The sequence below is a fragment of the Anaerobacillus arseniciselenatis genome (genome assembly GCF_001865995.1).
Classification (GTDB): domain Bacteria; phylum Bacillota; class Bacilli; order Bacillales; family Anaerobacillaceae; genus Anaerobacillus; species Anaerobacillus arseniciselenatis.
In genome coordinates, this window is sequence record NZ_MLQQ01000026.1 from 133,044 (window position 1) to 158,723 (window position 25,680).

Here is a 25,680-nt window from a genome sequence, read left to right on the forward strand (position 1 = left end):
TTGAGTGTTGAGTTGTTGGTAGCCTCGCTCCTTAGCTCTTTTAGCTCAAGTGTGGTTGAAGCAATCTCTGCTGTTAAAATAGACAACGAAGCGTTACTCACACAACTCAAAACTCTTCACTCAAAACTCAAAACTTTTTACTCAAAACCCAAAACTTACTCCATTACTTTCTCAGCAATTTCTGTATTAACTAATTCTTCATACGGAACTGTCATTGGTAATTCTCCTGCTTGCTCCATGATGGTATGAAGGTTTTCCCACGCTTCCTCTTTAATTCTTGGCGTAGTAGCGTATGAACCTTGAGATTTGTAATTTTCCACGACATATTCGATGACTTCAAGGGAAGTATCGCTAAAAAAAGGTTGAATTGATTTTGCGATTTCCTCAGTAGAACTTGCTTCAATCCATTGTTGTGCTCTATATAAAGCTTTTGTGAATCGCTCGAGGACTTCGCCATTTTTATCAATGTAGCTTTGTTTTGCCATAAAGCCAGTGTAAGGAACTGTCCCAGACTCAACGCCAAATGAGGCTACGATGTGGCCAATCCCATCAAGTTCAAATTGTGTTGCCGTCGGTTCAAAAAGTTGAACATAATCACCAGTGCCTGAAGCAAAGGCGCTAGGAATATTACCAAAATCAATGTTTTGTATTAAATTTAAATCTCCGTGAGGGTCAATTCCATGATTTCTTAATACATGCTCACCAACCATTTGTGGCATGCCACCTGTGCGCTGCCCTAGGAATGTGCTACCTTTCAACATATCCCAATTAAAATCATCGATAGGCTCTCTAGAAACTAAAAACGTTCCGTCCGTTTGTGTTAAAGCTGCAAAGTTAATTGGTGGATCATTGGCATCTTGGGCATAAACGTATATAGATGTTTCAGCACCTACAAGGGCAACGTCAGCTCCATTAGCTAATAACGTCGTCATCGTTGTGTCGCCACCCCAAGTCGTCGTCAAATCAATTTCTATTCCTTCTTCTTCAAAGAAACCTTCAGAGATTGCTACATATTGTGGAGCGTAAAAGATGGAACGTGTTACTTCCGCTAAACGTACTTTATCCATGTCATCATTAGAAGAACACCCGACTGCTAAAAGTGTTGTTACTAGTGCGATAAAACTCAAAAGTAAAAGTTTTCGTAAGCCTTTCATATTAATTCCTCCTGAATAAATATATTTAGTTTTAGCTGTGATAGTCTATGTTCATTCGCCTAGATGTGTGTGTGAAGAATTAGTGATTATTAGAAAAAAAAGGGCTATTGACTGACATTACGATTCAAAGCAAAAACACCGCTTCCTACGAAGGTAGTGCTAAGTCCTTCATAGAAAACGGTGTTTTATATAGCTAGTAGAGCATCAGTTTAGTTAAGCTAGGCCGGGTAAATTTTATACTTTAGGACCTGCGTTAAGAATCTCGTCTGACACTTTAGCAAACTTTTTAAAGTTCTCTTGGAATTGAGTAGCTAGTTCTGCTGCTTTTGCATCGTAAGCTACTTTGTCCGTCCAAGTTTCGCGCGGTTGAAGCACTTCATCAGGTACCCCTGGGCAATGTGCTGGAATATTTAATCCGAATGTTGGGTCAACAATCGTTTCAACCGTATTTAATTCACCTTGCAGAGCAGCTTGAACCATTGCACGAGTGTAAGATAAGTTCATTCGTTTTCCAACTCCGTACTCTCCACCAGACCAGCCTGTGTTCACTAGAAATACTTGCACTTCATGCTGGTTAATTTTCTCACCTAACATTTCTGCATAACGGTTAGCAGGAAGTGGTAGGAATGGTGCACCAAAGCACGTTGAGAACGTTGCCTCAGGGCTTGTTATACCACGCTCAGTACCTGCTAGTTTACTAGTGTAACCAGAAAGGAAATGGTACATCGCTTGTTCTTTTGTTAGCTTACTGATCGGCGGTAACACACCAAATGCATCAGCAGTTAAAAATATAATTGTATTCGGATGACCAGCAACACTTGGCATAACCGAATTTGGAATTAACTCAAGTGGGTATGCTGCACGAGTATTTTCTGTTAATTGTGTATCATCATAATCAGGTTTGCGCTGATCATCTAACATAACATTTTCGAGTACTGAGCCAAATCGAATGGCGTTATAAATTTGAGGCTCTTTTTCTTCAGATAAGTTAATGCATTTCGCGTAACAGCCACCTTCAATGTTAAATACTCCTGTATGTGACCAGCCATGCTCGTCATCACCAATTAAATGGCGCTCAGGGTCTGCCGATAACGTCGTTTTTCCTGTTCCGGATAGTCCGAAAAATAGGGCTACGTCCCCTTCATTTCCTACGTTTGCAGAGCAATGCATTGATAACACGTTTTGTTCAGGTAACAAGTAGTTCATAATTGAGAAAATGGATTTTTTAATTTCACCAGCATACTCAGTTCCACCAATTAAAACTACACGCTTTTCAAATGAAATCATAATAAATGTTTCAGATTTTGTTCCATCTATATTAGGGTCTGCTTTAAACCCAGGAGCAGAAATGACCGTAAATTTAGCTTCGTGAGTTTTTAATTCTTCTTGTGTCGGGCGAATAAATAATTGACGAGCAAATAAATTATGCCATGCATATTCATTAACTACGCGAATTGGCAATTGATAGTTTTTATCTGCACCTGCAAAATTTTTAGATACGAAAACTTGATCTTTCTTTTGTAAGTAGTTCAGAACTTTTTTATAAAGGTTTTCGAATACTTCTTTACTAATAGGTTGATTAACATTTCCCCAGTTAATTTTATCTCTAACAGATGTTTCTTCAACAATATATTTATCTTTTGGAGATCTTCCTGTATATTTCCCAGTTGTTGCGCGAAGGGCTCCAGTTGAAGTCAGCATTCCTTCTTTTCTTTCAAGAGACTGTTCTACTAGTTGAGAGACCGATAAATCATGACATACATTTTCACCTTTTAATACTTTGTCTAATTCTGTTTCGTAACTAAGTGTACTCATTCGCACCCAAACCCTTTCTTAAAAAAATAGTATTATTTCGTTTTTGTTTGTTTGTTTTGTATATAAAATTCATCTTTGATATGAATTAGTATAACACATTTACATTATTAGTCTATACTAATAGCGAAAAATTTGGAACAAAATTATGTTAATTTTATTAACATTTTTTTAGAAAAATAATTTACCGGAACTATGTGAGTCAGCTGATAAAAGTTGACAATAATAGGCGGTTGCGTTATGATATGTCCCGAACGGATACTCTTATCCCGAGTCGGTGGAGGGACAGGCCCGAGGAAGCCCGGCAACCAACACTTATAGTGAAAGCGCAATGTTTGTTACTTGCTTCACGTTTTATATAGTGAAAAGGTGCTAACCTGCTGCAAGACGATTGTCTTGATCGATAAGAGGCGAAGCGGATTAATTAAAAACCTTTTCCTCTCTTTTGGAAAAGGTTTTTTTCTAATATTATGAGGCTACATAAAGGTGGCACTAGATACCATATATTCACTCAGGACGGTCCTTTTTATGATTTTGTCCATGTATGGTGTCAGACACTGGGAAAAATGAGTACCGTATCAAAGAAGTGCATATCCTAATTAGGATAAAGGAGGTACAATTAATGACAGAAAAGAAAACAAGACGTTTATTTACTTCTGAAAGTGTAACGGAAGGTCATCCAGACAAGATTTGTGACCAAATTTCAGATTCAATTCTTGATGCAATTTTAGCGAAAGACCCTAATGCTCGTGTAGCTTGTGAAACTTCAGTAACGACAGGGTTAGTTTTAGTGGCCGGTGAAATTACGACATCTACATATGTAGATATCCCGAAAATTGTTCGCGAAACAATTCGTGATATTGGTTATACTCGTGCAAAATACGGTTTTGATTCTGAAACTTGCGCCGTACTAACATCCATTGATGAGCAGTCAGCCGATATTGCTCAAGGGGTTGACCAAGCGCTTGAAGCTCGGGAAGGGCAAATGTCAGATGCTGAAATTGAAGCGATTGGTGCTGGGGATCAAGGTTTAATGTTTGGTTACGCAGATAATGAGACTGCTGAATTAATGCCATTACCAATTTCTCTTGCACATAAAATAGCTCGTCGTTTAACAGAAGTACGCAAAGAAGAAATTCTTCCATACTTAAGACCTGACGGCAAAACGCAAGTAACTGTTGAATATGATGAAAATGGCAAACCGGTACGAATTGACACGATCGTTATTTCTACTCAACACCACCCAGAAATTTCATTAGAGCAAATTCAACGTAATTTAAAAGAGTATGTGATTAAGCCAGTTGTCCCTGCAGATTTAATTGATGAAGCAACAAAATACTTCATTAATCCAACAGGACGTTTCGTTATTGGTGGACCTCAAGGTGATGCCGGTCTTACTGGTCGCAAAATTATCGTTGATACGTATGGTGGCTACGCTCGTCACGGTGGCGGTGCCTTTTCAGGAAAGGATGCTACAAAAGTAGACCGCTCTGCAGCTTATGCAGCCCGTTACGTTGCAAAAAATATCGTAGCAGCTGGTCTTGCAGATCGCTGTGAAGTTCAGTTAGCTTATGCGATTGGTGTTGCCCAGCCTGTGTCAATTTCAATTGATACATTCGGAACAGGGAAAGTGACTGAAGAAGTACTAGTAGAGGTCGTTCGTTCAAACTTTGACCTTCGTCCAGCAGGCATCATTAAAATGTTAGATCTTCGTCGCCCAATTTACAAACAAACAGCGGCATATGGTCACTTCGGAAGAACAGATGTTGAACTTCCTTGGGAGATGACGGACAAAGCAGAAGCTTTAAAACAACAAGCTTTAAATAAATAATCATTATATAAATTGAACTAGACCACATTTAGTTGAGAGAGCTTTTGCTCAACTGAATGTGGTTTTTTAATGCAAATTGTTACATAAATCTCCTTTTCTCCCTCGAAAGTAGTCGATAAATTTTTTTCAGCGATCACCTATTTTTGCCAAGGCTTATAGTTATCCAATTTTCTAGTTAAAAAAGATGTCAAATTATGAAAATTACTAGTTTTAAGTAATTTGCCTATCTTTTTTAACTGCGAGAAACATTATACAATATACCAAAAGTTTATATATGATCTCTTTTTTACTTTTATAACCACATGTGTGACTTTCATTAACATATATAGTTTATGCTCATTATTTTTGAACACATGGTTAATTTGATAAAGTTCACGGTTCGAGAATTATTTAGTGAAAATTATAAGTCTATATTTATTAGCTGGTCTATTTACCTTACCTATGTATAAATATGAAATAGAGGGGTTTTTTAGTAGAAGTATGCTTTAAGTAAGGAGGATATGAATGAAAAGTAAAAAAGAGTGCGTAGCGATGCTACTAGCTGGTGGGGAAGGAAAAAGGTTACAACTTTTAACGAAAAAGCTGGCAAAGCCTGCGGTTTATTTTGGAGGGAAATATCGTATCATTGATTTCCCATTAAGTAATTGTACGAATTCAGGCATTGATACAGTAGGGGTTCTTACCCAATATCAACCACTTATATTAAATAGCTATATCGGAATTGGATCTGCCTGGAGTTTAGACCGTAAGTACGGAGGAGTAAGTGTTTTACCACCATTTCAAGCACAAGAAGGTGGCAATTGGTATAAAGGCACAGCCGATGCGATTTATCAAAACATAAATTTTATAGAGCAATATGATCCTCAATACGTGCTTATTTTATCAGGTGATCATATTTATAAAATGAATTATGCGAAAATGCTTCAATATCACCAGGAAAAAGCAGCTGATGTGACCATTTCTGTGATTGAAGTACCTTGGGAAGAAGCAAGTCGGTTCGGCATATTAAACACAAACGAAGATTTGAGCATTCACACATTTGATGAGAAGCCTGAAAATCCACAAAATAACTTAGCCTCTATGGGCATCTATATTTTTAATTGGGATTTATTAAAAACATACTTAAGCGAAGATGCGGCAAATTTACGGTCAAGCCATGATTTTGGTAAAAATGTATTGCCGAAAATATTAGATGATGGAAAACGTCTTTATGCTTATAAGTTCCAAGGTTACTGGAAAGACGTTGGAACAGTCGAAAGCCTATGGAAAGCAAATATGGATTTATTGGAGGATGAACCTCAGTTTAATTTAAATGATATGAATTGGCGAATGTATTCGGTGAATCCGAATCAACCTCCTCAATATATTTCACAAAAGGCAACAGTAAATAGAGCTCTCATTAATGAAGGGTGTTACGTTGATGGAAATGTGGACCATTCTATTTTATTTTTCGGTGTCCATGTTGGAGAAGGAAGTAGTATTAGAGATTCGGTGATTATGCCTAATGTGAAAATCGGTAAAAACGTTACCATCAATAAAGCGATTATTGGAGAAAATTCATTCATTGAGGATGGAGCAGTGATTGAACCAGAACCATCTCAAGAAAGTGAAATTACGTTAATCGGTGAAAATAGTCATATTTCAGCAAATTCAAATGTAGCAGTGAAGAGTTAAAGGTCATATTTAAAGGAGGATAGAGTAATGAAAATGATGGGAGTCATTAACTTAGACAATGAGCAAGACTTCTTAAATGAATTAACATATTTTCGTTGTGGTGCAGCTGTTCCGTTCGGTGGGAGATATCGTCTTATAGATTTTGGTATCTCTAATATGGCTAATGCTGGGTTTGCTGACATTGCTGTTTTTACTCGTAAAAAGTACCGCTCCTTAATGGACCATCTTGGCAAAGGAAAATCATGGGATTTAGACACGAAGTACGGTGGCTTGTTTATTTTACCCCCTGATTGGAATGACCCTACGGATATATCTAAAGGTGATTTACAACATTTTCATAACAACATTGACTTTTTCCATCGTGGTAAAGCTGAATATGTACTTATATCGGGGAGTCAACATGTTTGTGGTATTAATTATCAAGAGGTATTTGAACATCATCAAAGCAGTGACGCAGATATCACACTTATTTATAAAAAAGTAGATATGCTAGAGCCCGAGCACAAACAATGTCAGAAGTTATCCGTTACGGAAGAAGGCCGTGTCGTTGAAGTAACCAACGAAGAATATAATAACAATGTTTACATGAATATGTATTTAGTTAGTAAAAAGCTTTTACTACAGCTTGTTGAGTATGGCATAGCTCATGGCGCTTCGCATTTGTTTAACGATTGTATTGCTAGTGAAGTAGATAACCTTAACATTCAGGCCTTTAAATATACAGGGGTACATTGTGTCATAAATTCTGTCGAAAGTTATTATAAAAATAATTTACATTTACTAAACCCGAATTTTTACCGAGATTTATTTTTTAATGAACAAACGATTAATACGAAAGTGAAAAACGAGCCTCCGGCAAGATATTTAGAAAGCGCAAATGTTTCTAATTCATTGGTTGGCAACGGTTGTATCATAGAGGGAACGGTAGAGAATAGTATTTTATTTCGTGGTGTTAAAGTTCATAAAAATGCAATCGTAAAGAATTCGATTATTATGCAACGCTGTGAAATTGGTGAAGGGGCGATTTTAGAAAATGTCATTCTTGATAAAGATGTTACTTTAACAGAGGGTAAAAGGCTAATCGGTAATGAACAAATGCCATTTGTGATCCCGAAGCGACGAGTTATATAGTTGGTTTGTTGGATAGTTGGTTTGTTGGTTAGGGCGCGCCTCCGCCTAAAATAAAGTGTCAGACACCACTAGGCACCAAATATAGACATTCGATTAATCTTTCTTGTCTATATTTAGTACGATCCGCGTGGTGTCAGACACTTTTGGCCCACCCTCCGGTTTTCTAGACTATCGATTACTGTTCTTTATTTCTTTATAATACTGTCCTTTTTCTACATATTCACGGCGAATTCTTGTCATATCTTCTAAATCAGCGTCACTGAGCTCTCGTACTACTTTCGCAGGACGGCCAAAGGCTAAGCTGTTAGGTGGTATTTTTTTGCCTTGTGGTACTAGACTTCCAGCTCCTATAAATGCACCTTCACCTATCTCTGCTCCATCTAAAACGATGGATCCCATCCCGATTAATGCCCCTTTTTTAATCGAGCAACTATGTAATAAAACTTGGTGACCTACAGTAACATCATCTTCAATGATAAGTGGGTACTGGGGACTTTGGTGCAACGTACAATTGTCTTGAACATTTACGCGATCGCCAATAATTGTTGGTGAAACATCACCACGGATGACCGTGTTAAACCAAATACTCGAGTATTCACCGATTTTTACATCTCCAGTGACTGTTACAAAATCAGCGATAAACGCACTATCTGCGATTTTTGGATATTTTTCCTTATACGGATAGATCATAATTGAATCACCTCGTTAACAATGGTATTTTTAATTTAGTTTAACAAAGATTAAATGCTTTCGGTACTAAATGAGTGAATTTCATAATTACCGAAAATGAGCCACATCATGCAATATATAGTTTGCGATTGGTTTTGACGCAACTATATATTGATCTTAGTGGCGAGAATCATGAATTATGAAATTCATTAAAATATGTATATAGAAATAAGTTTTTTGGGGAGGGAGAGTTTAAGATGAAAGTTTGGGAGAGTTCAGAAGCAAAAGCAGTGTTTGTTATTGTCCATGGTGCCAATGAATATCACGCTCGTTACGAGTGGTTAATAAACAAACTAACCGATACAGGTTTCCACGTAGTTATGGGCGATTTACCAGGACAAGGGGAAAGTCCAAAACATAAAGGGCATATCGATTCGTTTTCTCAATATATTACGGCGATAGAACAATGGTTTGAAAGAGCGAAACACTATGAGCTACCAGTTTTTCTTTTAGGGCACAGTATGGGTGGTCTTGTGGTGATCCAAACAATGTTAAAAAGAAATTTACAAGTAGATGCGATTATTTTGTCCTCACCTTGTTTAGGCCTTGTTAAGCCGCCATCAAAAATGAAGCATTTTGGTGCATCGCTGTTAAATAAAGTCACTCCGACATTGCGACTTCCAACAGATTTAGCACCAGGAACACGTTGTCAAGAAATGATAAAAAGAGATGAAAGTGACCCACATATCGTAAAAAAAGTTTCTGTCCGCTGGTATTATGAGCTTAGTAAGGCAATCGAGGACAGTCATAAGAAAGTGAAAAAATTTCCTAATGTCCCACTACTTATATTACAAGGTGGTGAAGATCTAATCGTTGCCAAAGAAGCGGTTGCCCAGTGGTTTAATCAATTGACGATTGATGATAAGTACTATAAAGAATGGCCAAGTCTTTATCATGAGGTATTTAATGAACCTGAAAAGGAAAGAGTGTTTCATGTGGCGAAATCATTTGCCGATATGCATGTGAATTTAAATGGTAATCAATTGCCTTAATCGCTTTAATTTTATATAAGTCAATGAATTTCATAATTCATTATTCTCGCCACTAAGATCAATATAAGTTGCGTCAAAACCATTCGTAAAATATATATTGCGTGATGTGGCTCATTTTTGGTAATTATGAAATTCACTCAAGTGTTAGAAAAAGTAGATTTATACGACTTTAGGAGGATTGCGACCGTTGAGTAGTATTCCAAAACAGCCATGGACGATGATGGCGAAAATTTATAAAGAAGTATTACCTCGTGTCCACCATTATTTAGATGGCTGGAAAGAGAAAGCGAGCAACATACCGAACAGTGAACTTAGAAAACAGGCATTAGCTAGCATTGAGACAAAAACGTTTCATTGTGAGGGTGGCAGCATTTACGGAATTTTAGCAGGTGCAGACATTGATAAAGTGATTCGATTTATCGTAGCTTACCAGACGATTAGTGATTATTTAGACAATCTATGTGATCGTAGCACTTCGCTTGACCCAGCAGATTTTCGCGCGCTTCACGATTCGATGCTACATGCTTTAACACCTGGTACGCCTCTTGAAAATTATTATCGATATCGCGAGGAGCAAGATGATGGTGGTTATTTGCATGATCTTGTATCAACCTGTCAAGAAGTGCTGTCAACGTTGCCGAATTACGACCACATACATTCCGCAAATATTGAATTAGCTCAATATTATTGTGACTTACAAGTTCATAAACATGTAAAAATAGAAGAGCGTGTCCCACGATTAGAGTCATGGTTTAATGATTATAAAAGTGAACTTCCTAAAATGTTTTGGTATGAATTTTCAGCATGTGCGGGATCAACGTTAGGTATTTTTTGTCTTGTCGCATATGCAACGAATGAAGGTTTTTCTAAAAAGGATGCATCTCTTGTAAAAAATAGTTATTTCCCATGGGTTCAAGGGCTCCATATTATGCTTGATTATTTTATTGATCAAGAGGAGGATCTTCAAGGTGGAGATTTGAATTTTTGTTTTTATTACGAAAGTGAACAGAAGTTAATCGAAAGGCTTGAACACTTCGCGGTTGAAGCTGATAAAAGTATTCGGCATATGCCAGATTGGCAGTTTCATTATTTTATTAATAAAGGTCTATTAGCGATTTATTTGGCAGACGAAAAGGTGAGAAAACAGAAAAAAGTAAGGGCTATTGCTAAACGACTTCTAAGAGTCGGGGGCGGTTCAACATGGTTTTTCTTTTTTAACGGTTGGTTATATCGTAGGTTAAAGAAATGAGTGACAACCTGAAGTTGTCGCTCATTTTTGGTAATTATGAAATTCACTCAAATGGGGTAACATAATAATATTTATTGCGAAATGTTGAATCAACAACAGTAAAGAAACAATAATTATACTACATATGGGGGATTTATTATGCTTACTCCAGAACAACGGATTACTTTGCACGGTTTTAACAACTTAACTAAATCTTTAAGTTTTAATATGTATGATATTTGTTATACAAAAACAAAAGAGGAACGGGAAGCGTACATCACTTATATTGATGAACAGTATAATGCGGACAGACTTACCAAAATATTAAACCATGTCGCTGATATTATCGGGGCACATGTATTGAATACCGCCAAACAAGATTATGTTCCACAAGGAGCAAGCGTAACGATGTTAGTTTCGGAGGGACCGATCGTTGAAGTACCAACTGAATCGTATGAAGAGTCACCGGGACCACTTCCGAATGCGGTAACGATGCAGTTAGATAAAAGCCATATTACGGTACACACATACCCTGAATATCACCCGAGTGAAGGAATTAGTACCTTTCGAGCGGATATTGATGTCGCAACTTGTGGAGAAATTTCTCCATTAAAAGCATTAAATTATTTAATTTACTCTTTTGAGACCGATGTAATGACGATGGACTACCGCGTACGAGGATTTACGAGAGACATTAGTGGGCATAAACTATTCATCGATCACGAAATCAATTCAATCCAAAATTACATCCCAGACGATGTAAAAGAGTTATACGACATGATTGATGTGAATGTATATCCTGATAATATATTTCATACGAAATGTAAGCTAAAAGATTTTCAATTAGAAAATTATCTTTTCGGTTCTAAAAAAGACCAGCTAACGTCAGAAGAAGAGCGTGAAATCGAAAATCGCTTAAAAATGGAGATGGATGCAATTTTTTATGGGAAAAATATAGAAAATGTCACAAAAGAAAATTAAGCGTTTTTCCAAAAGGCTACCAATATTCAGCTTTTTACCTTACACATCATCACTTTTTAGTGCATACGTTAAAATACGGAAAACGGCAAAAAATGAGCGCCTTATTGGGCGCTCATTTCGTTTAATTCATATCCGTTCACTACAAGGTCTAGTTTTCCAGTGTCTGGATCAATGACGAGACCGTGTACTGGAATCTCTTTTGGTAGTAGTGGGTGTTTTTTTACCATTTCTACACTGTGTGAGACACTTTCTTCAACGCTTGAAAAACCTTTTAACCAAGATTTAATATCGACTCCAGAAAAGTGAAGCGTTTCAATTGTATTATTGTCAATTCCTCTTTCTTCTACTTGATCCATAATCACATTTGCTTCCAATCCTGCCATCCCACAACCGTGGTGACCGATAATACATACTTCTTCGGCTTTTAATGCGTAAATCGCAACAATGATACTTCGCATTATACTTCCGAACGGATGAGAAATAACAGCACCCGCATTTTTAATAATTTTTGCATCTCCATTTTTTAAGTTTAAGGCCTGAGGTAGCATTTCTGTTAGACGAGTATCCATGCATGTAACAATTACTAACTTTTTGTCTGGAAACTTAGTTGTTAAGTAAGGTTCAAACTTTCTTTCTTGTACAAAAGATTCATTGTTTTGCAAAATCTCTTCCAATAATCTCAATAGACTCCCCCCCTACTTCAAAAATTTCACTTCAATTATAGTTTGATTGAAAGGAGGTAAGCCTGTCAATACAATTTTCTAAAAATTATCAAAAATTTGAAATTTTGTTCATCTTTTTTCGATTGCGATGATAAAAGGTGGATCGTTTTTTTGATTGATAAATTGATAGGTTAGAACATGCGCTTCTTTTTGATCAATATTTTCAACGAATTTTAGAAGCTCATCTTTTTCATTCTTTCCTTCTTCATGACCATGATAAATGACGAGAACGATAATGCCTTCTTTTTTTAGCATTGAAAAAACATCAGTGATTGCTTTTAACGTCGTGTTTGGTTTAGTGACAATTGTTTTATCCCCACCAGGCAAATACCCGAGATTAAAAATACACCCAGCGACCTTACCGTGATGCTTTTCAGGTATGGTTTGTAACGCGTTTTCATGACCTATTTGTGAAAGGGTTGTTTGCGTAAGGCACTCGTTTTTTAATAATCGGTCTCTAGTTTTGTTAATTGCGTCTTCTTGAATGTCAAAACCATATACATGGCCAGAATCACCAACGAGCTCTGCTAAAAATAATGTGTCATGCCCATTTCCTACCGTTCCATCAATCGTAATGTCCCCTGTGGACACAGCCTCACTTAAAAGTTTTCGTGCAAAAGGAAGAATACCTAATACTTTCATTAGCTATTCCCCCTTTGATAAAACTTACCTTGCCAGCTATTGCGTTTTTTCAACTCGGCGTCGATACCGTTTAATACGTGCCATTTATTTAGACTCCACATTGGACCAATCATTAAGTCGGCAGGACCATCACCAGTTAAGCGATGAATCACAAATTCTGGTGGGATGACTTCAAGCTGATCACAAACGAGCTGAATGTATTTGTCGGCACTCATAAATTCCAACATTCCTTTTTCATACTGCTTTACCATTGCTGTCTTACGTAATAGGTGTAATAGGTGAATTTTTATTCCTTGGACATCAAGCTTTGCTACTTCTTTTGCTGTCTCCATCATCATGTCGTAGTTTTCCATTGGTAACCCGTTAATAATATGAGAACAGATGCGAATATTGTGCTTTCGTAACTTTTCAACGCCATCGACATACGTCTCATAATCATGCGCTCGATTAATTAAGTCAGCTGTGCTTTCGTGAACCGTTTGTAATCCGAGCTCAACCCATAAGTAAGTTCGCTCGTTTAGCTCAGCTAAATACTCGACAACATCATCGGGAAGGCAATCAGGACGTGTCGCAATTGAGAGGCCAACTACTCCTTCTTGCTCAAGGATCACTTCAAACATTTCTTTTAATTCTTCCACAGGAGCGAATGTATTCGTATAAGCTTGAAAATAGCCGAGGTACTTTCCGTTCGGCCATTTTTTATGCATCTTTTCTTTAATCGAATGAAATTGTGTAATGAGGTCGTCTTTACGGTCCCCGGCAAAATCACCAGAACCACGTTCACTACAAAATGTGCAGCCGCCATGAGCGACAGTACCGTCACGATTAGGGCAATCAAATCCCGCATCAAGTGGTATTTTAAAGATTTTTTCTCCAAACTGTTGGCGGAGATGATAATTCCATGAATGGTAGCGCTTCTCACCAAACATGATCGGCGTTTCTTGACCTTTAATATTCATAATTAATCCTTTCTTTCTATATCGATAATAATTACTATAATTGGTTGATGAAAGCTGCGAAGCAAAACTTTCATTAACTCAAAACTCAAAACTCAAAATTTTTTGAACCGCGTCTTCAATTTGCTGTTTATTCAAATCATAATGTGTTGTAAAACGAACCGTCGAAGGACCGAATGGAACAGCCAGTATCTCTGCTTTTTTTAGCATATCAATAAATTCTGTTGAATGCTTTCCCGTTTTACTAATATCGATTAAGACGATGTTCGTATCAACATTGTTGGCAATTGAAAGCTGTGGGTGTTTGTCGAGTCCTTTTGCTAGTGCTTTTGCACTTTCATGATCTTCGGCTAAACGGTCGACCATGTCGTTCAAAGCAATAAGACCAGCAGCTCCAAGGATCCCAACTTGTCTTAGGCCACCACCTAATCTTTTTCGCCATTTACGAGCTTTTTGAATAAAGTCTTTCGGCCCTGCTAAAATCGAACCGACAGGCGCACCTAATCCTTTTGATAAACAAATTTGGACCGTTGTTGTATATTTTGTAAACTCAGTTAACGGTTCATTTAAAGCGACTGCCGCGTTGAACAGGCGGGCTCCATCTAAATGAACAGGTATATTGTGTTCATTTGCGACCGTAAATAGTTTTTCCATATGTGATGGTGGAATAGCGGCGCCGCCTCCACGGTTATGAGTATTTTCAAGGCAAATAAGGCTAGTGTCTGGAAAGTGAATGTCGTCCGACCGAATCGCTTCTTTTAATTTATCAGGACAAAGTAAACCGTTTTCCGACTTAATCGTTCTAGGTTGAACTCCTGCGAACGCTGAAATTGCCCCACCTTCATAAAAGAAGATATGAGCATCTTCATCTAAAATAATTTCGTCACCCGGGCGACAATGAGTAAGTACGGCTATTTGGTTTCCTTGTGTTCCGCTCGTCACAAATAATGCCGCTTCTTTTCCTAACATTTGTGCTGCAAGTTTTTCTAATTTATTAATGGATGGGTCTTCACCGTAAACGTCATCACCGACTTCAGCGTTGTACATCGCTTCGCGCATTGCTTTTGTCGGTTTAGTAATTGTATCACTGCGTAAATCAATCATTGTTGAATCCTCCAATAGGCTTTTTGTGCATTTTAACATAAAAGGTTTTTAATATTCTAGAAAAGGTTTTATTGAGCATTATTGGCAAAAGTATTTCAGCAGCGAATGTTTGCTCAGCTGAGTACCCATTTGCCTTGAACTTTTACTTTGGACATTTTTAATTTCTCCTCATGCGTGTCCTAATATTATATGTAAGCTTTAAATGTGCGACTTGCCAGAATAGTGAAATAAATATTAAACTATTTAGTGTAGCTAAATTTTTTCTACTTGTAGTTTACAACATAGTTGAGTGAAGGAAAATAGATAATAGTGAAAAGTCTAGATTTGAAGATGAGGAGGTCATTAGAATGAACGTTAATTTACTTATTAAGAACGCTTTTGTGATGACGATGGAAGGCAAAGGTGTAGGAATGATTGAAAATGGAGCAGTGGCGATTAACGGAAATATGATTGAGGCTGTGGGGGGGACAGAAGAACTAACGGCTAGGTATAGCGCTGATCGAGTGATTGACGCGAAAAATAAATTAGTGATGCCCGGCTTGATTGACTCCCATATTCATACAGGCTTATCGATCGTTCGTGGCGTTTCTCAAGATATGAACCATTGGATGCAAAAGGGGCTATGGCCTTTTTTAAAACATGTGCATGAAGAAGATACGGTCAAAGGATCTTTAGTAAATATTATTGAAGGAGTAAAGGCAGGGACGACAACTTTTTGTGATTATGATACGTCGATGAATAAGTTAGTTGAAAATTATGTTACAGTAGGTGCTCGTGCCCGTGTTGCAGAGATGGTGAACGAAATTCCTAATGATATTGGCAAAATTCCAGTCGGAGAATTATATCCATTTGACCCCACAATAGGTGAGCGTAAATTACAAGAAAATATAACATTAATGGAAAAGTGGCATGAAAAAGAAAATGGTCGCATAACTGTAATGTTCGGTCCGCATGGTCCTGATATGATGAGTCATGAGTTGCTTTTACATACCCGAGAGTTAGCAATTAAATATGATACGAAGCTCCATATGCATCTTGCTCAAGGAGATCGAGAAATTGAGCAAATGGTTAAGCGTTACGGGAAAAGATCAGTCCAATTTTTACAAGACATTAACTATCTAGATGACCGCCTTATTACAGTACACCTGACAGAAGCGACAGATGAAGAAACTGCGATCGTCGCGAAAAGTGGTGCATCAATGATTTATTGTGCCGGGAGTATTGGGATTATCGATGGCTTAGTTCCACCAGTGATGCAATTTATCGAAGCGGGCGGTGTGGCAGGACTAGGGAGTGACCAAGCTCCAGGAAATAACAATAACAATATGTTCAATGAGATGAAGTTTGCAGCAATTTTAAATAAAGTAAAACGAAGTGACCCTACGGTTTTTCCAGCCCCACTTGCTTTACGTTTAGCGACCATTGAAGCAGCAAAATCGATCGGTTTAGATCATGAAGTAGGATCGCTGAAAAAAGGGAAGAAAGCTGATGTCATTATAGTCGATTTACAACATCCTAATTTATCGCCGATCATTACGAGCCCAATCCGCAACATCGTTCCGAACTTAGTTTATTCTGCTCGTGGCAATGAAGTTGAAACTGTGCTAATAGATGGCGAAGTAATTGTCGAAGAAGGTAAGTTACTAACTGTTAATGAAGAAAAGGCGGTGAAAGAAGCACAAAAAGTAGCTCATGAAATCAGTGTCCGTGCGACAGATGACATTATTTTAGCAGAGAGTGATTTGTTGAAAATGATGGAGGAAGGCTATTTGTAAACTATTATTATAAATGAAAGGTGAAGGTATCCCGCACAAAAATTAACATTGCTAAATCCCTTCCAATGGCATACAATTCCCTTAGAGAGACGAAATAGAGAGAGGTAGAGGTCAATATGCCAAAATATCCAAAGGCGTTATGGTTACTGATCATCGGAATGGTGATTAACGTAATGGGCGCTTCTTTTTTGTGGCCATTAAATATGATTTACATTCATCAAGAATTGGGGAAATCATTAAGTGTTGCCGGTCTTGTTCTAATGATGAATTCTGGTGCAGGAGTCATTGGTAATTTAATTGGTGGTAGACTTTTTGATCGAATTGGTGGCTATAAAACGATTGTATTAGGTATTTCTATTACAATGACAAGTGCATTTACATTAGCATTTTTTCACAGTTTTAACTATTATGTTGTTTTATTAATTTGTATAGGTTTCGGTTCAGGAATGACATTTCCATCCATGTATGCAATGGCAGGAACTGTTTGGCCTGAGGGAGGACGAAAGGCATTTAATTCGATTTATGTCGCTCAAAACTTCGGAATTGCTGTTGGAGCTGCTTTAGGTGGGCTCGTCGCATCAATTAGGTTTGATTACGTCTTTTTTGCCAATGGCTTTATGTTTTTCATTTTCTTTTTAGTTGCTTTCTTCGGTTATAGAGGAATGCAAGGCGAAGCTATTGATACTGCACAACAAACCAATGTTTTTGACCAAAAAACACTGATTGCAAACAAGTCTAGATTTAAAGCACTACTCATTTTATGTATCGGTTTTGTAATTTCTTGGATTGCATACTCACAATGGCCATCAACGATTTCTGTTCACACGCAATCGTTGGGTATTAGCCTACAACAATATAGTTTAATTTGGACGGTAAATGGAGCTTTAATCGTATTAGGTCAACCACTTATATCTGGTATGATTAATAAATGGTTCCATACGTTAAAGGGACAAATTTATTTTGGTCTTGGCGTATTTATGGTTTCGTTTTTTGTTTTGGCACAAGCAGAAGTGTTTAGTGTCTTTGTAGTCGCTATGATTATTTTAACGATCGGTGAAATGTTTGTTTGGCCGGCAGTGCCGACGATTGCTCATCAGCTAGCCCCTAAAGGAAAAGCTGGCTTTTATCAAGGTGTCGTTAATAGTATCGCGCAAGGTGGTCGGATGGTAGGGCCGCTCCTTGGTGGAATTGTTGTTGACATTTACGGGATGCAAGTATTATTTTACGGCTTAATGTTAATGTTCTTGATTGGCTTTGTGTCCACGTATTTCTATGATCGGCATTTAGAAGAAGGTATTGTAAAAAAAGAAATGAAAGCAAGCTAATCTTATGAAAAAAGAATGCTCGGTCGGTTTTCTTGAGTGAGCCTCTAAAGGTCGTTAGAGATTTACAGCGAAGCGAAAGAAAGTTGACCGACATTTTTCCATAATAGATCGTGGCGTTCATCGTCATGCTGGTTTTTGTATTGTGAAGCTAGTAAAGCTATTTAGTTTCAAGACACATCAATGTTATTTAAGTTTAATTTCGTAAAAAACATTTCTTAATATTGGTAAAATTATGATATAATTTCATTAATAAAAATTTTCCTTAAAAAATTTCATCATGATATTTACTATATTGTGAAAGGACTAATTAACATGATTAGTGACTTAATTGTAAATATTGCGGTTTTGACGTCGTTCACATTTTTTTGGCACCAAGCTTTAAAAAATAACCGGCTTACTCTAAATTCACGAACTAAAATAAAAATTTTAGATGGAATTATTGGTGGAGTGCTTGGTATTATTTTAATGCATTACAGCATTCAAGTGAATGAGATTACTATACTAGATTTAAGGCATATACCAGTCATACTTGTAGCGTACTTTGGTGGCTTTCTCCCTGCGATTGTATCAGCTGCAATTATTTCGATTGGTCGTTTTTTTATTGATGTAAACTTTTCTTCGGTGGTATCACTGTTTATGATGTTTACAATGGCGATTGGTGCAGGTATCATCGTTCGTTACGTCAAAGTTAAGGGGATAAAAAAATGGACGTTATTACTTTTATATAGTCAATTTGTTTTTACGTTAGCCTTATACATAGTTGTGGACGCATTTTCTCAAGTTTTAAATATTGCTTTTTTTCATATAGTAAGTTCACTTATCGGAGGCTTTTTAACTCTTTATTTCGTTAATTATATTAGAAGGTATACGGAATTGTACAATCAATATAAAGATAGATCGCAGCGTGATCCGTTAACAGGTTTATTCAATGTGAGGTCATTTGATTATTACTATAATTTAATGTTAGAAAAGGCGCAGTCAGCAAAAGAGGATTGTGCGGTTTGTATTATTGATATTGATTATTTTAAAAAAGTAAACGATAAATACGGACATCCAGCTGGTGATGAAGTTTTAAAACAGCTCGCCTTACTGTTAAAGAAATTAATGAGAGATGGTGATATTGTAGCGCGAAATGGTGGAGAAGAGTTTTCTGTTTTACTTGATAGGTGCAATTTACAACAAGCAGAGGAAGTTGCTTGTAGAATTCGAATAGCCGTTGAAAGGCACTCTTTTATTTTACCTAGCAAAGAAAAAATAAATATTACAGTGTCAATTGGAGTTGCTTCATACAACGGTGGAGAAGTTGATCCAGTTAGGCTGTATCAGGATGCTGACGACGCTTTATATAAAGCGAAACATGAAGGACGAAACAATGTTTGTGTTAAGGGAGATAGTTAAAATTAATTTGCCAACAAACTCTTTTTAAAGGCTCTTTTCGTAAAGATTGTGGCTTTTACTATAAATATTTATTAAGTTACGGTATATATTTTAAAAAAATTGACTAAAATGTGAAATAAGTTATTGACATTTATTCGACAAATTCATACAATACAAATTATGAGATTAATTAAATTACTCATCGAGAAAAAAACAATGAAGAGGAGTAGTAATGGAACCTCGTGACCTAGAGAGTTGACGGTAGGTGCAAGTCAATCATAGAGATCCATGAACTCGCCTTAAAGTTGCAAGAGTGAAACTTAGTAGTTCTTGTCGTCTTCCGCGTTAAGGAGTTAAACAAGTGAGTGTATCCAACACTAAATTGGGTGGTACCGCGGGAAAATTTCGTTTATTAACCTCTCGTCCCTAACGTTAACGTTAGTGGTGGGAGGTTTTTTATATTTTGTTGATTAGTTGGTTAGTGGTTAGTTGGTTTGGGGATCACTAGCCGTTTAAATACTAAATGATGGGCTTTTGGTTTACAGGCTATGAATGCTTATTCATCAAATTTAAATTACATAGAGAAAATGAAGGAGGTTTTTTATTATGTCGTATTCACATCAAGAAATAGAAAAAAAGTGGCAACATTATTGGGAAGAAAATAAAACGTTTAAAACAGAAGAAGACGAAACAAAAGAAAAGTTTTATGCGCTTGATATGTTTCCGTATCCATCTGGTGCAGGTCTTCATGTAGGGCATCCTGAAGGATATACAGCTACTGATATTTTATCAAGAATGAAACGAATGCAAGGCTATAACGTTTTACATCCAATGGGGTGGGACGCGTTTGGTTTACCTGCTGAGCAGTTTGCACTCGATACTGGAAAGCACCCGAATGAATTTACGCAAACGAATATCGATAATTTTCGTCGTCAAATTAAAGCGTTAGGGTTTTCTTATGATTGGGATCGTGAAGTAAATACAACGGATCCAGACTATTACAAATGGACACAATGGATTTTCCTTCAACTTTATAACAAGGGTCTTGCTTATGTGGATGAAGTTCCGGTTAACTGGTGCCCAGCACTAGGAACGGTGCTTGCAAATGAGGAAGTCATTGACGGAAAAAGTGAACGTGGGGGACATCCGGTTGAACGTCGTCCAATGAAACAATGGATGTTAAAAATTACGGCGTACGCAGACCGTCTTCTTGATGATTTAGAAGATTTAGATTGGCCTGAAAGTATTAAAGATATGCAACGTAACTGGATTGGTCGTTCTGAAGGAGCGGAAATCACGTTTGAAATTGATGGTCATGACCAAGATTTTATCGTCTTTACAACGAGACCAGATACACTATTTGGTGCTACATACGCAGTGTTTGCACCAGAGCATAAACTAGTTGATCAAATTACGACTGAAAAACAAAAAGATGCTGTTGATACTTATAAGAAAAAAGTCGCAACGAAAAGTGATCTTGAAAGAACAGAACTTGCGAAAGAAAAAACAGGGGTATTTACTGGTGCTTATGCGATTAACCCCGTAAATGGAGCAAAATTACCTATATGGATTGCAGATTACGTGTTAGCGACTTACGGTTCAGGGGCAATTATGGCCGTTCCTGGTCATGATGAGCGTGACTATGAGTTTGCTCAAACATTTGAGCTTCCGATCGTAGAAGTAGTTTCTGGTGGAGATATTTCCAAAGAAGCTTACACTGGAGATGGAACGCTTGTTAACTCCGACTTCTTAAATGGTTTAAATAAAGAAGAAGCGATTGCGAAAATGATTGATTGGTTGGAAGAAAAAGAAAAAGGTACGAAAAAAATAACGTATCGCCTTCGTGACTGGTTGTTTAGCCGTCAACGTTATTGGGGAGAACCGATTCCGATTATTCATTTTGAAGACGGAACAATGAAGCCATTACCGGAATCAGAGTTGCCGTTAATTCTTCCAGAAATGTCAGAAATTAAGCCTTCTGGAACAGGAGAATCGCCGTTAGCGAATGCTACGGATTGGTTACATGTTGTCGATTCTGAAACCGGCAAAAAAGGTCGACGAGAAACGAATACAATGCCACAATGGGCAGGTAGTTGCTGGTATTATTTACGTTATATCGACCCGCATAACAAAGAAGCTTTAGCAGATCCAGAAAAACTAAAAAAATGGCTTCCGATTGATATATATATCGGAGGTGCGGAGCATGCGGTTCTTCACCTGTTGTATGCGCGTTTCTGGCACAAAGTTCTTTACGATTTAGGAATTGTTCCAACGAAAGAGCCGTTCCAAAAGCTTTTTAACCAAGGAATGATCCTCGGTGAAAATAACGAAAAAATGAGTAAATCAAAAGGAAATGTCGTAAATCCAGATGATATCGTAACAAGCCATGGTGCCGATACACTACGTCTTTATGAAATGTTTATGGGACCATTAGATGCATCGATTGCTTGGAGTGAAAATGGTCTTGATGGAGCGCGCCGTTTCTTAGACCGTGTATGGCGTTTATTCGTTACTGATGAAGGTTCATTAAATCCTATCATTAAAGATGTAGATGGCGATGAGAACTTCCAGCGCGTTTATCACCAAACAGTGAAGAAAGTATCTGACGACTTTGCTGGACTACGTTTTAACGTAGGGATCTCACAATTAATGGTATTTATCAACGAAGCATACAAGCAAGAACAGTTACCAAAATCGTTAATCGAAGGTTTTGTAAAATTACTTTCTCCAGTCGCGCCACACGTATCAGAAGAAATTTGGCAAAAGCTTGGCCATAGTGAAACGTTAGCTTATGCTTCATGGCCAACGTATAAAGAAAGCATGCTTGTTGAAGATGAGGTTGAAATTGTCGTTCAAGTTAACGGTAAGCTAAAAGCGAAATTAGTCATTCCAAAAGATTCAAGTCGAGAAGAGATGGAGCAACTCGCTAAAGAAAATGATAAAGTGAAAGCCGAGCTTGAAGGAAAAACAATTCGAAAAGTGATTGCAGTTCCTAATAAGCTTGTCAATATTGTAGCGAATTAAATACAAACAAAATCACTGTAGGCGGTCCCATAAGTGTCTGACACTTTGTTTTGGACAGCCTACAGCGATTTTTTTTTTATAAAGAGAACAATGAGAACTATAGAAAGTTTGGTTACGATTGTTTATAAATTTGATATTTTCGCAATCTGTATTGAAGACTTTGCCTACTTATTCCAAGAATGCTAGCGGTATGAGAAACGTTATTTTTATGGTTACTGAGGACCGCTTTTAAGTAGTTAGCTTCGGCGTCCTCGAGGTAATCTTTTAGTTTTTTCTTGAAATCTTCATTAACGGAATTTTCTAAAGAGGTAGATGACTGTTTTGGTGATTGCTTTTTTTTATGAATAAAATGATTTGGCAAATGACTAAAGTTGATCACATCGTCATCGATAATTAAATTCATCGCACCTTCAATAATATGTTCTAGCTCCCTTACGTTGCCAGGCCAATTATATTCATAAAAAAGTTGGTATACTTCGTTCGATATTTTTTTAATATTTAATTGAAATAAGGAATTATATTTCTCAATAAACTTTGTCGCGAGTAGCGGTATGTCTTCTTTTCTTTCCTTTAGAGGAGGGACAAATAATGAAACAACACTAAGGCGGTAGTAAAGGTCTTTACGAAGTCGATCATTGGCGATAGCATCAATCGGATCTTCATTCATTGTTGCTATGATACGTACGTCAATTTCTTTATCTTTCGTATCGCCTACTCTTCGAATCACTCTTTCTTGAATCGCTCTTAAAAGCTTTGCTTGTAATATAGGGTTTAAAGAGTTAATCTCATCAAGTAAAAGTGTTCCTCCTTCGGCTTGCTCTAATAAGCCTGGTTGATCAATTGCCCCAGTAAACGCTCCTTTTTTAGTACCGAATAACAAACTTTCAACTAAATTATCAGGTAAAGCAGCGCAGTTTTGTGAAACAAAAGGCATATGTGAACGACCACTACCGTTGTGGATACTTTGAGCAAACAACTCTTTACCGGTTCCTGTTTCACCGATGATTAATACGGAAGAGGAAGTTCTAGTTGCTCTCTTTCCTGCTTCAATTACATTTTTTAATGCTTTGCTCTCTCCAATAATACTATCGAACGTATATCTAGTATCGCCTGTCTTTAAGACACTTTTCTTTAGTCGTTCATATTGAGTAATATCATTGGCAATTTCTACAGCTGCAATCGTTTCACCATTTTTTACAATTGGATATGTATTATTAATTGTCGTAATTTCTTTTCCTTTATTATTAAAATACGTTTGTTTCGTAGCGTTTGTTTTAACTCCTTTTTCTAATGATTGTAACAACCTACTATCTTTTTTATTTTTAAAGTTAAAAATTTCAAGTAAATTTTTGTTTAAAACATCTTCAATCGCCATCGATTCTAGTTGCATTTTTTTAGGATTATAAATAATTGTATTACCAGTTTGATCAATTACTTGGACACCAACATTAATTTCGTCAAGAATACTTTTATAAATATCGTTTAAGTATCTTAAATGTTTAACTTCTTCTTCCAAACTCATGTTGCTCCTCCTAACCGTTAATGCAAAATGATATAGCACCTACCTGCAAAAAATATTATAAACCGCCAAATAGTTTTGCGTCAATTTTTTCTCTTAATTATATTAATTCGTACAATTCTGAACATTTTAAATTTGGCATGGGAATTGCATTTATAAAAGTTGGAAAATACTTTTAAGGAGGGGAAAGTTAGGGGGAGATTCCAAAGATTCCAAATTAAGAAATAACAAGCGATTAAAAAAGAAAAATAAACGGTCTTTCATTTGTAGAATGCGTAATTGAGACGTGTTTTGCAAATTTTTATGAAAATGGGGAGGGATTTAAATGATCGTTGAAAAAGCGTCGAGACAATTTTTTCTGTTCTTATCAAAAAATAAATTATTAAATAATAGTGCAAAAAAATGGGGCTTAAAATTTGGTGCATCGAACGTCGTAGCTGGAGAAACTATTCCTAGTGTGATTGAGACGGTAAAAAAGTTAAATAGTCAAGGTTTAATCTGTACTGTCGATCATTTAGGGGAGTTTGTCATTAATAAAGATGAAGCCATCGAATCGACAGACTATTGTGTAAAGACGTTAGAAGCGATTGACCAAGCGGGGGTTAACTGCAATTTATCATTAAAATTAACACAATTAGGTTTAGATATCGATCGCGAGCTTTGTTTAAACAATATCCGTCGAATTGTTCAAACAGCGAAAAAGTATAACAACTTTGTCCGAATTGATATGGAAGATTATGCTCATTGCCAAGAAACGTTAGATATTTTTAACGAGTTACGTAAAGATTATGACAATGTAGGAACAGCTATTCAAGGTTATTTACACCGTGCCCAAGAAGATCTTAAAGATTTAAAAGGAACTTCTGTACGGTTAATAAAAGGAGCATATAAAGAATCGCCAGAAGTTTGTTATCAAGATCAAACAACAATATATGATAATTATTTAAATTTAATTAAACAACATTTGTTAGGTGGTAGTTATACGGCAATTGCGACGCACGATCATCGAATTATCAATGAATTGAAAGCGTTTACAGACGGAAAGGGAATTCCGAAGACTCAATTTGAATTTCAATTTCTTTATGGATTTAGAACAGAATTACAACGAGAAATAGCGAAAGAGGGCTACACCGTTCGAATTTATGTTCCGTATGGGAACGATTGGTACGGCTACTTTATGAGAAGATTAGCGGAAAGACCACAAAATGTTAGTTTCGCGTTAAGAGGAATGATTAAGAAATAAATTTCTCGTTTCAAAAAGAAATTAATCGAGAATTTTAAAAAAATCATACTTTTTAGTGTAAGTGGATATTTCACATTTAAGATTAGGAGAGTGATCATATGGAGTTCGTTTTAACGGGAGCTACGGTATTTTGGCTATTCGTTCCAATGCCGCTATTAATTGTATTGTCGATTATTACTTATTTCGTTGAGGGGAGAGAATAAAATTGGAAACAGCAACGTTAGTTACGTTTATCGTATATTTAGTAGGGATGTTAGCGATCGGTCTTGTTGCCTATCGAATGACTAACAATTTATCAGACTATGTTTTAGGCGGAAGAAGATTAGGTGGGGGGGTCGCCGCTTTAAGTGCGGGTGCTTCTGATATGAGTAGCTGGCTTTTACTAGGATTGCCAGGTTATGCTTACGTCGCTGGAATGGAAGCGATTTGGATCTCGGTAGGTTTAGCAGTGGGTGCCTACT

Annotated in this window: 20 protein-coding genes, 1 riboswitch and 1 other annotated feature; of the genes, 12 read left to right on the forward strand and 8 right to left on the reverse strand. The window is 36.9% G+C overall.

The genetic code is table 11. The features are described from left to right. Nucleotides 1-155: 155 nt before the first annotated feature. A complete protein-coding gene (locus BKP35_RS11995) occupies nucleotides 156-1,154 on the reverse strand; it encodes an ABC transporter substrate-binding protein (protein WP_071313585.1) in 999 nt (332 codons plus the stop codon). 234 nt (nucleotides 1,155-1,388) lie between these two features. Next, complete coding sequence (pckA, locus tag BKP35_RS12000) at nucleotides 1,389-2,969, reverse strand: phosphoenolpyruvate carboxykinase (ATP) (protein WP_071313586.1); 1,581 nt, start codon at nucleotides 2,967-2,969, stop codon at nucleotides 1,389-1,391. Between the two features lie 258 nt (nucleotides 2,970-3,227). Then, a riboswitch (SAM riboswitch) is annotated at nucleotides 3,228-3,376 on the forward strand. A gap of 212 nt (nucleotides 3,377-3,588) precedes the next feature. Here pckA and metK point away from each other — a divergent pair. The 3 genes from metK to glgD all read left to right on the forward strand — a co-directional run bounded on the left by metK (nucleotide 3,589) and on the right by glgD (nucleotide 7,602). Next, the gene (metK, locus tag BKP35_RS12005) at nucleotides 3,589-4,797 is read left to right on the forward strand and encodes a methionine adenosyltransferase (RefSeq protein WP_071313587.1); all 1,209 of its coding nucleotides are present in this window, start codon (nucleotides 3,589-3,591) and stop codon (nucleotides 4,795-4,797) included. A 504-nt stretch (nucleotides 4,798-5,301) separates the two neighbouring features. Continuing rightward, nucleotides 5,302-6,471: a glucose-1-phosphate adenylyltransferase gene (locus tag BKP35_RS12010; RefSeq protein WP_071313588.1), complete on the forward strand. Its 1,170-nt coding sequence runs from the start codon at nucleotides 5,302-5,304 to the stop codon at nucleotides 6,469-6,471. A gap of 27 nt (nucleotides 6,472-6,498) precedes the next feature. Further along, nucleotides 6,499-7,602: a glucose-1-phosphate adenylyltransferase subunit GlgD gene (gene glgD, locus BKP35_RS12015; RefSeq protein WP_071313589.1), complete on the forward strand. Its 1,104-nt coding sequence runs from the start codon at nucleotides 6,499-6,501 to the stop codon at nucleotides 7,600-7,602. Nucleotides 7,603-7,770: 168 nt separating this feature from the next. Here the strand turns inward: glgD and BKP35_RS12020 are convergent, their stop codons facing one another. Beyond that, the gene (locus tag BKP35_RS12020) at nucleotides 7,771-8,292 is read right to left on the reverse strand and encodes a gamma carbonic anhydrase (protein WP_071313590.1); all 522 of its coding nucleotides are present in this window, start codon (nucleotides 8,290-8,292) and stop codon (nucleotides 7,771-7,773) included. A 236-nt stretch (nucleotides 8,293-8,528) separates the two neighbouring features. Between BKP35_RS12020 and BKP35_RS12025 the strand changes: the two genes are divergently transcribed. The 3 genes from BKP35_RS12025 (at nucleotide 8,529) to speD (ending at nucleotide 11,532) form a co-directional block, all read left to right on the forward strand. Continuing rightward, on the forward strand, nucleotides 8,529-9,323 hold the full coding sequence (locus tag BKP35_RS12025; protein WP_071313591.1) for an alpha/beta hydrolase: 795 nt from the start codon (nucleotides 8,529-8,531) through the stop codon (nucleotides 9,321-9,323). 217 nt (nucleotides 9,324-9,540) lie between these two features. Continuing rightward, nucleotides 9,541-10,572, forward strand: a complete 1,032-nt coding sequence (locus tag BKP35_RS12030) for a tetraprenyl-beta-curcumene synthase family protein (RefSeq protein ID WP_071313616.1) — start codon at nucleotides 9,541-9,543, stop codon at nucleotides 10,570-10,572. Between the two features lie 138 nt (nucleotides 10,573-10,710). After that, nucleotides 10,711-11,532 carry an adenosylmethionine decarboxylase gene (gene speD, locus BKP35_RS12035; protein WP_420534828.1) on the forward strand — a complete coding sequence of 274 codons (822 nt, stop codon included), beginning with the start codon at nucleotides 10,711-10,713 and terminating at the stop codon, nucleotides 11,530-11,532. A gap of 101 nt (nucleotides 11,533-11,633) precedes the next feature. On the opposite strand, the gene BKP35_RS12040 is transcribed toward speD, so the two are convergent. The 4 genes from BKP35_RS12040 to ltaE form a co-directional block, all read right to left on the reverse strand. Beyond that, on the reverse strand, nucleotides 11,634-12,215 hold the full coding sequence (locus BKP35_RS12040; RefSeq protein ID WP_071313593.1) for a beta-class carbonic anhydrase: 582 nt from the start codon (nucleotides 12,213-12,215) through the stop codon (nucleotides 11,634-11,636). Between the two features lie 108 nt (nucleotides 12,216-12,323). Further along, nucleotides 12,324-12,896 carry a tRNA 5-(aminomethyl)-2-thiouridylate-methyltransferase MnmM gene (gene mnmM, locus BKP35_RS12045; protein ID WP_071313594.1) on the reverse strand — a complete coding sequence of 191 codons (573 nt, stop codon included), beginning with the start codon at nucleotides 12,894-12,896 and terminating at the stop codon, nucleotides 12,324-12,326. Continuing rightward, nucleotides 12,896-13,855 (reverse strand): tRNA modification radical SAM protein MnmL/YtqA, encoded by a 960-nt coding sequence (gene mnmL, locus BKP35_RS12050; protein WP_071313595.1) that lies wholly within the window; start codon nucleotides 13,853-13,855, stop codon nucleotides 12,896-12,898. Before mnmL ends, mnmM begins: the two co-directional genes overlap by 1 nt. A 78-nt stretch (nucleotides 13,856-13,933) precedes the next feature. After that, entirely contained in the window at nucleotides 13,934-14,956 is a 1,023-nt protein-coding gene (gene ltaE / locus BKP35_RS12055; protein WP_071313596.1) for a low-specificity L-threonine aldolase, read from the reverse strand. Between the two features lie 347 nt (nucleotides 14,957-15,303). Here ltaE and BKP35_RS12060 point away from each other — a divergent pair, with 347 nt between their 5' ends. The 4 genes from BKP35_RS12060 (at nucleotide 15,304) to leuS (ending at nucleotide 22,457) form a co-directional block, all read left to right on the forward strand. Next, complete coding sequence (locus BKP35_RS12060; protein WP_071313597.1) at nucleotides 15,304-16,731, forward strand: amidohydrolase family protein; 1,428 nt, start codon at nucleotides 15,304-15,306, stop codon at nucleotides 16,729-16,731. Nucleotides 16,732-16,847: 116 nt separating this feature from the next. Further along, a complete protein-coding gene (locus BKP35_RS12065; protein ID WP_071313598.1) occupies nucleotides 16,848-18,056 on the forward strand; it encodes an MDR family MFS transporter in 1,209 nt (402 codons plus the stop codon). 312 nt (nucleotides 18,057-18,368) lie between these two features. Then, nucleotides 18,369-19,454, forward strand: a complete 1,086-nt coding sequence (locus BKP35_RS12070) for a GGDEF domain-containing protein (RefSeq protein WP_071313599.1) — start codon at nucleotides 18,369-18,371, stop codon at nucleotides 19,452-19,454. 186 nt (nucleotides 19,455-19,640) lie between these two features. After that, nucleotides 19,641-19,864 (forward strand) — a binding site (T-box leader). A 175-nt stretch (nucleotides 19,865-20,039) separates the two neighbouring features. Further along, nucleotides 20,040-22,457 carry a leucine--tRNA ligase gene (gene leuS / locus BKP35_RS12075; RefSeq protein ID WP_071313600.1) on the forward strand — a complete coding sequence of 806 codons (2,418 nt, stop codon included), beginning with the start codon at nucleotides 20,040-20,042 and terminating at the stop codon, nucleotides 22,455-22,457. Nucleotides 22,458-22,569: 112 nt separating this feature from the next. Here the strand turns inward: leuS and BKP35_RS12080 are convergent, their stop codons facing one another. Next, nucleotides 22,570-23,979 (reverse strand): sigma-54 interaction domain-containing protein, encoded by a 1,410-nt coding sequence (locus BKP35_RS12080; RefSeq protein WP_071313601.1) that lies wholly within the window; start codon nucleotides 23,977-23,979, stop codon nucleotides 22,570-22,572. Nucleotides 23,980-24,304: 325 nt separating this feature from the next. On the opposite strand from BKP35_RS12080, the gene BKP35_RS12085 reads away from it, so the two are divergent. Both BKP35_RS12085 and BKP35_RS12090 read left to right on the forward strand, forming a co-directional pair. Continuing rightward, the gene (locus tag BKP35_RS12085; protein ID WP_071313617.1) at nucleotides 24,305-25,219 is read left to right on the forward strand and encodes a proline dehydrogenase family protein; all 915 of its coding nucleotides are present in this window, start codon (nucleotides 24,305-24,307) and stop codon (nucleotides 25,217-25,219) included. Between the two features lie 205 nt (nucleotides 25,220-25,424). Continuing rightward, on the forward strand, nucleotides 25,425-25,680 hold a 256-nt coding region (locus BKP35_RS12090; RefSeq protein ID WP_420534829.1), incomplete at its 3' end, for a sodium:solute symporter family transporter.

Bases quoted from the DNA above. Each gene is read 5' to 3' on its own strand.
- BKP35_RS12070 (WP_071313599.1), top strand. From the start codon at position 18,369: ATGATTAGTGACTTAATTGTAAATATTGCGGTTTTGACGTCGTTCACA.
- metK (WP_071313587.1), top strand. From the start codon at position 3,589: ATGACAGAAAAGAAAACAAGACGTTTATTTACTTCTGAAAGTGTAACG.
- BKP35_RS12060 (WP_071313597.1), top strand. From the start codon at position 15,304: ATGAACGTTAATTTACTTATTAAGAACGCTTTTGTGATGACGATGGAA.
- glgD (WP_071313589.1), top strand. From the start codon at position 6,499: ATGAAAATGATGGGAGTCATTAACTTAGACAATGAGCAAGACTTCTTA.
- ltaE (WP_071313596.1), bottom strand. From the start codon at position 14,956: ATGATTGATTTACGCAGTGATACAATTACTAAACCGACAAAAGCAATG.
- BKP35_RS12030 (WP_071313616.1), top strand. From the start codon at position 9,541: ATGATGGCGAAAATTTATAAAGAAGTATTACCTCGTGTCCACCATTAT.
- pckA (WP_071313586.1), bottom strand. From the start codon at position 2,969: ATGAGTACACTTAGTTACGAAACAGAATTAGACAAAGTATTAAAAGGT.
- BKP35_RS12020 (WP_071313590.1), bottom strand. From the start codon at position 8,292: ATGATCTATCCGTATAAGGAAAAATATCCAAAAATCGCAGATAGTGCG.
- BKP35_RS12010 (WP_071313588.1), top strand. From the start codon at position 5,302: ATGAAAAGTAAAAAAGAGTGCGTAGCGATGCTACTAGCTGGTGGGGAA.
- BKP35_RS12025 (WP_071313591.1), top strand. From the start codon at position 8,529: ATGAAAGTTTGGGAGAGTTCAGAAGCAAAAGCAGTGTTTGTTATTGTC.
- BKP35_RS12080 (WP_071313601.1), bottom strand. From the start codon at position 23,979: ATGAGTTTGGAAGAAGAAGTTAAACATTTAAGATACTTAAACGATATT.
- mnmM (WP_071313594.1), bottom strand. From the start codon at position 12,896: ATGAAAGTATTAGGTATTCTTCCTTTTGCACGAAAACTTTTAAGTGAG.
- mnmL (WP_071313595.1), bottom strand. From the start codon at position 13,855: ATGAATATTAAAGGTCAAGAAACGCCGATCATGTTTGGTGAGAAGCGC.
- BKP35_RS12065 (WP_071313598.1), top strand. From the start codon at position 16,848: ATGCCAAAATATCCAAAGGCGTTATGGTTACTGATCATCGGAATGGTG.
- leuS (WP_071313600.1), top strand. From the start codon at position 20,040: ATGTCGTATTCACATCAAGAAATAGAAAAAAAGTGGCAACATTATTGG.
- BKP35_RS11995 (WP_071313585.1), bottom strand. From the start codon at position 1,154: ATGAAAGGCTTACGAAAACTTTTACTTTTGAGTTTTATCGCACTAGTA.
- speD (WP_420534828.1), top strand. From the start codon at position 10,711: ATGCTTACTCCAGAACAACGGATTACTTTGCACGGTTTTAACAACTTA.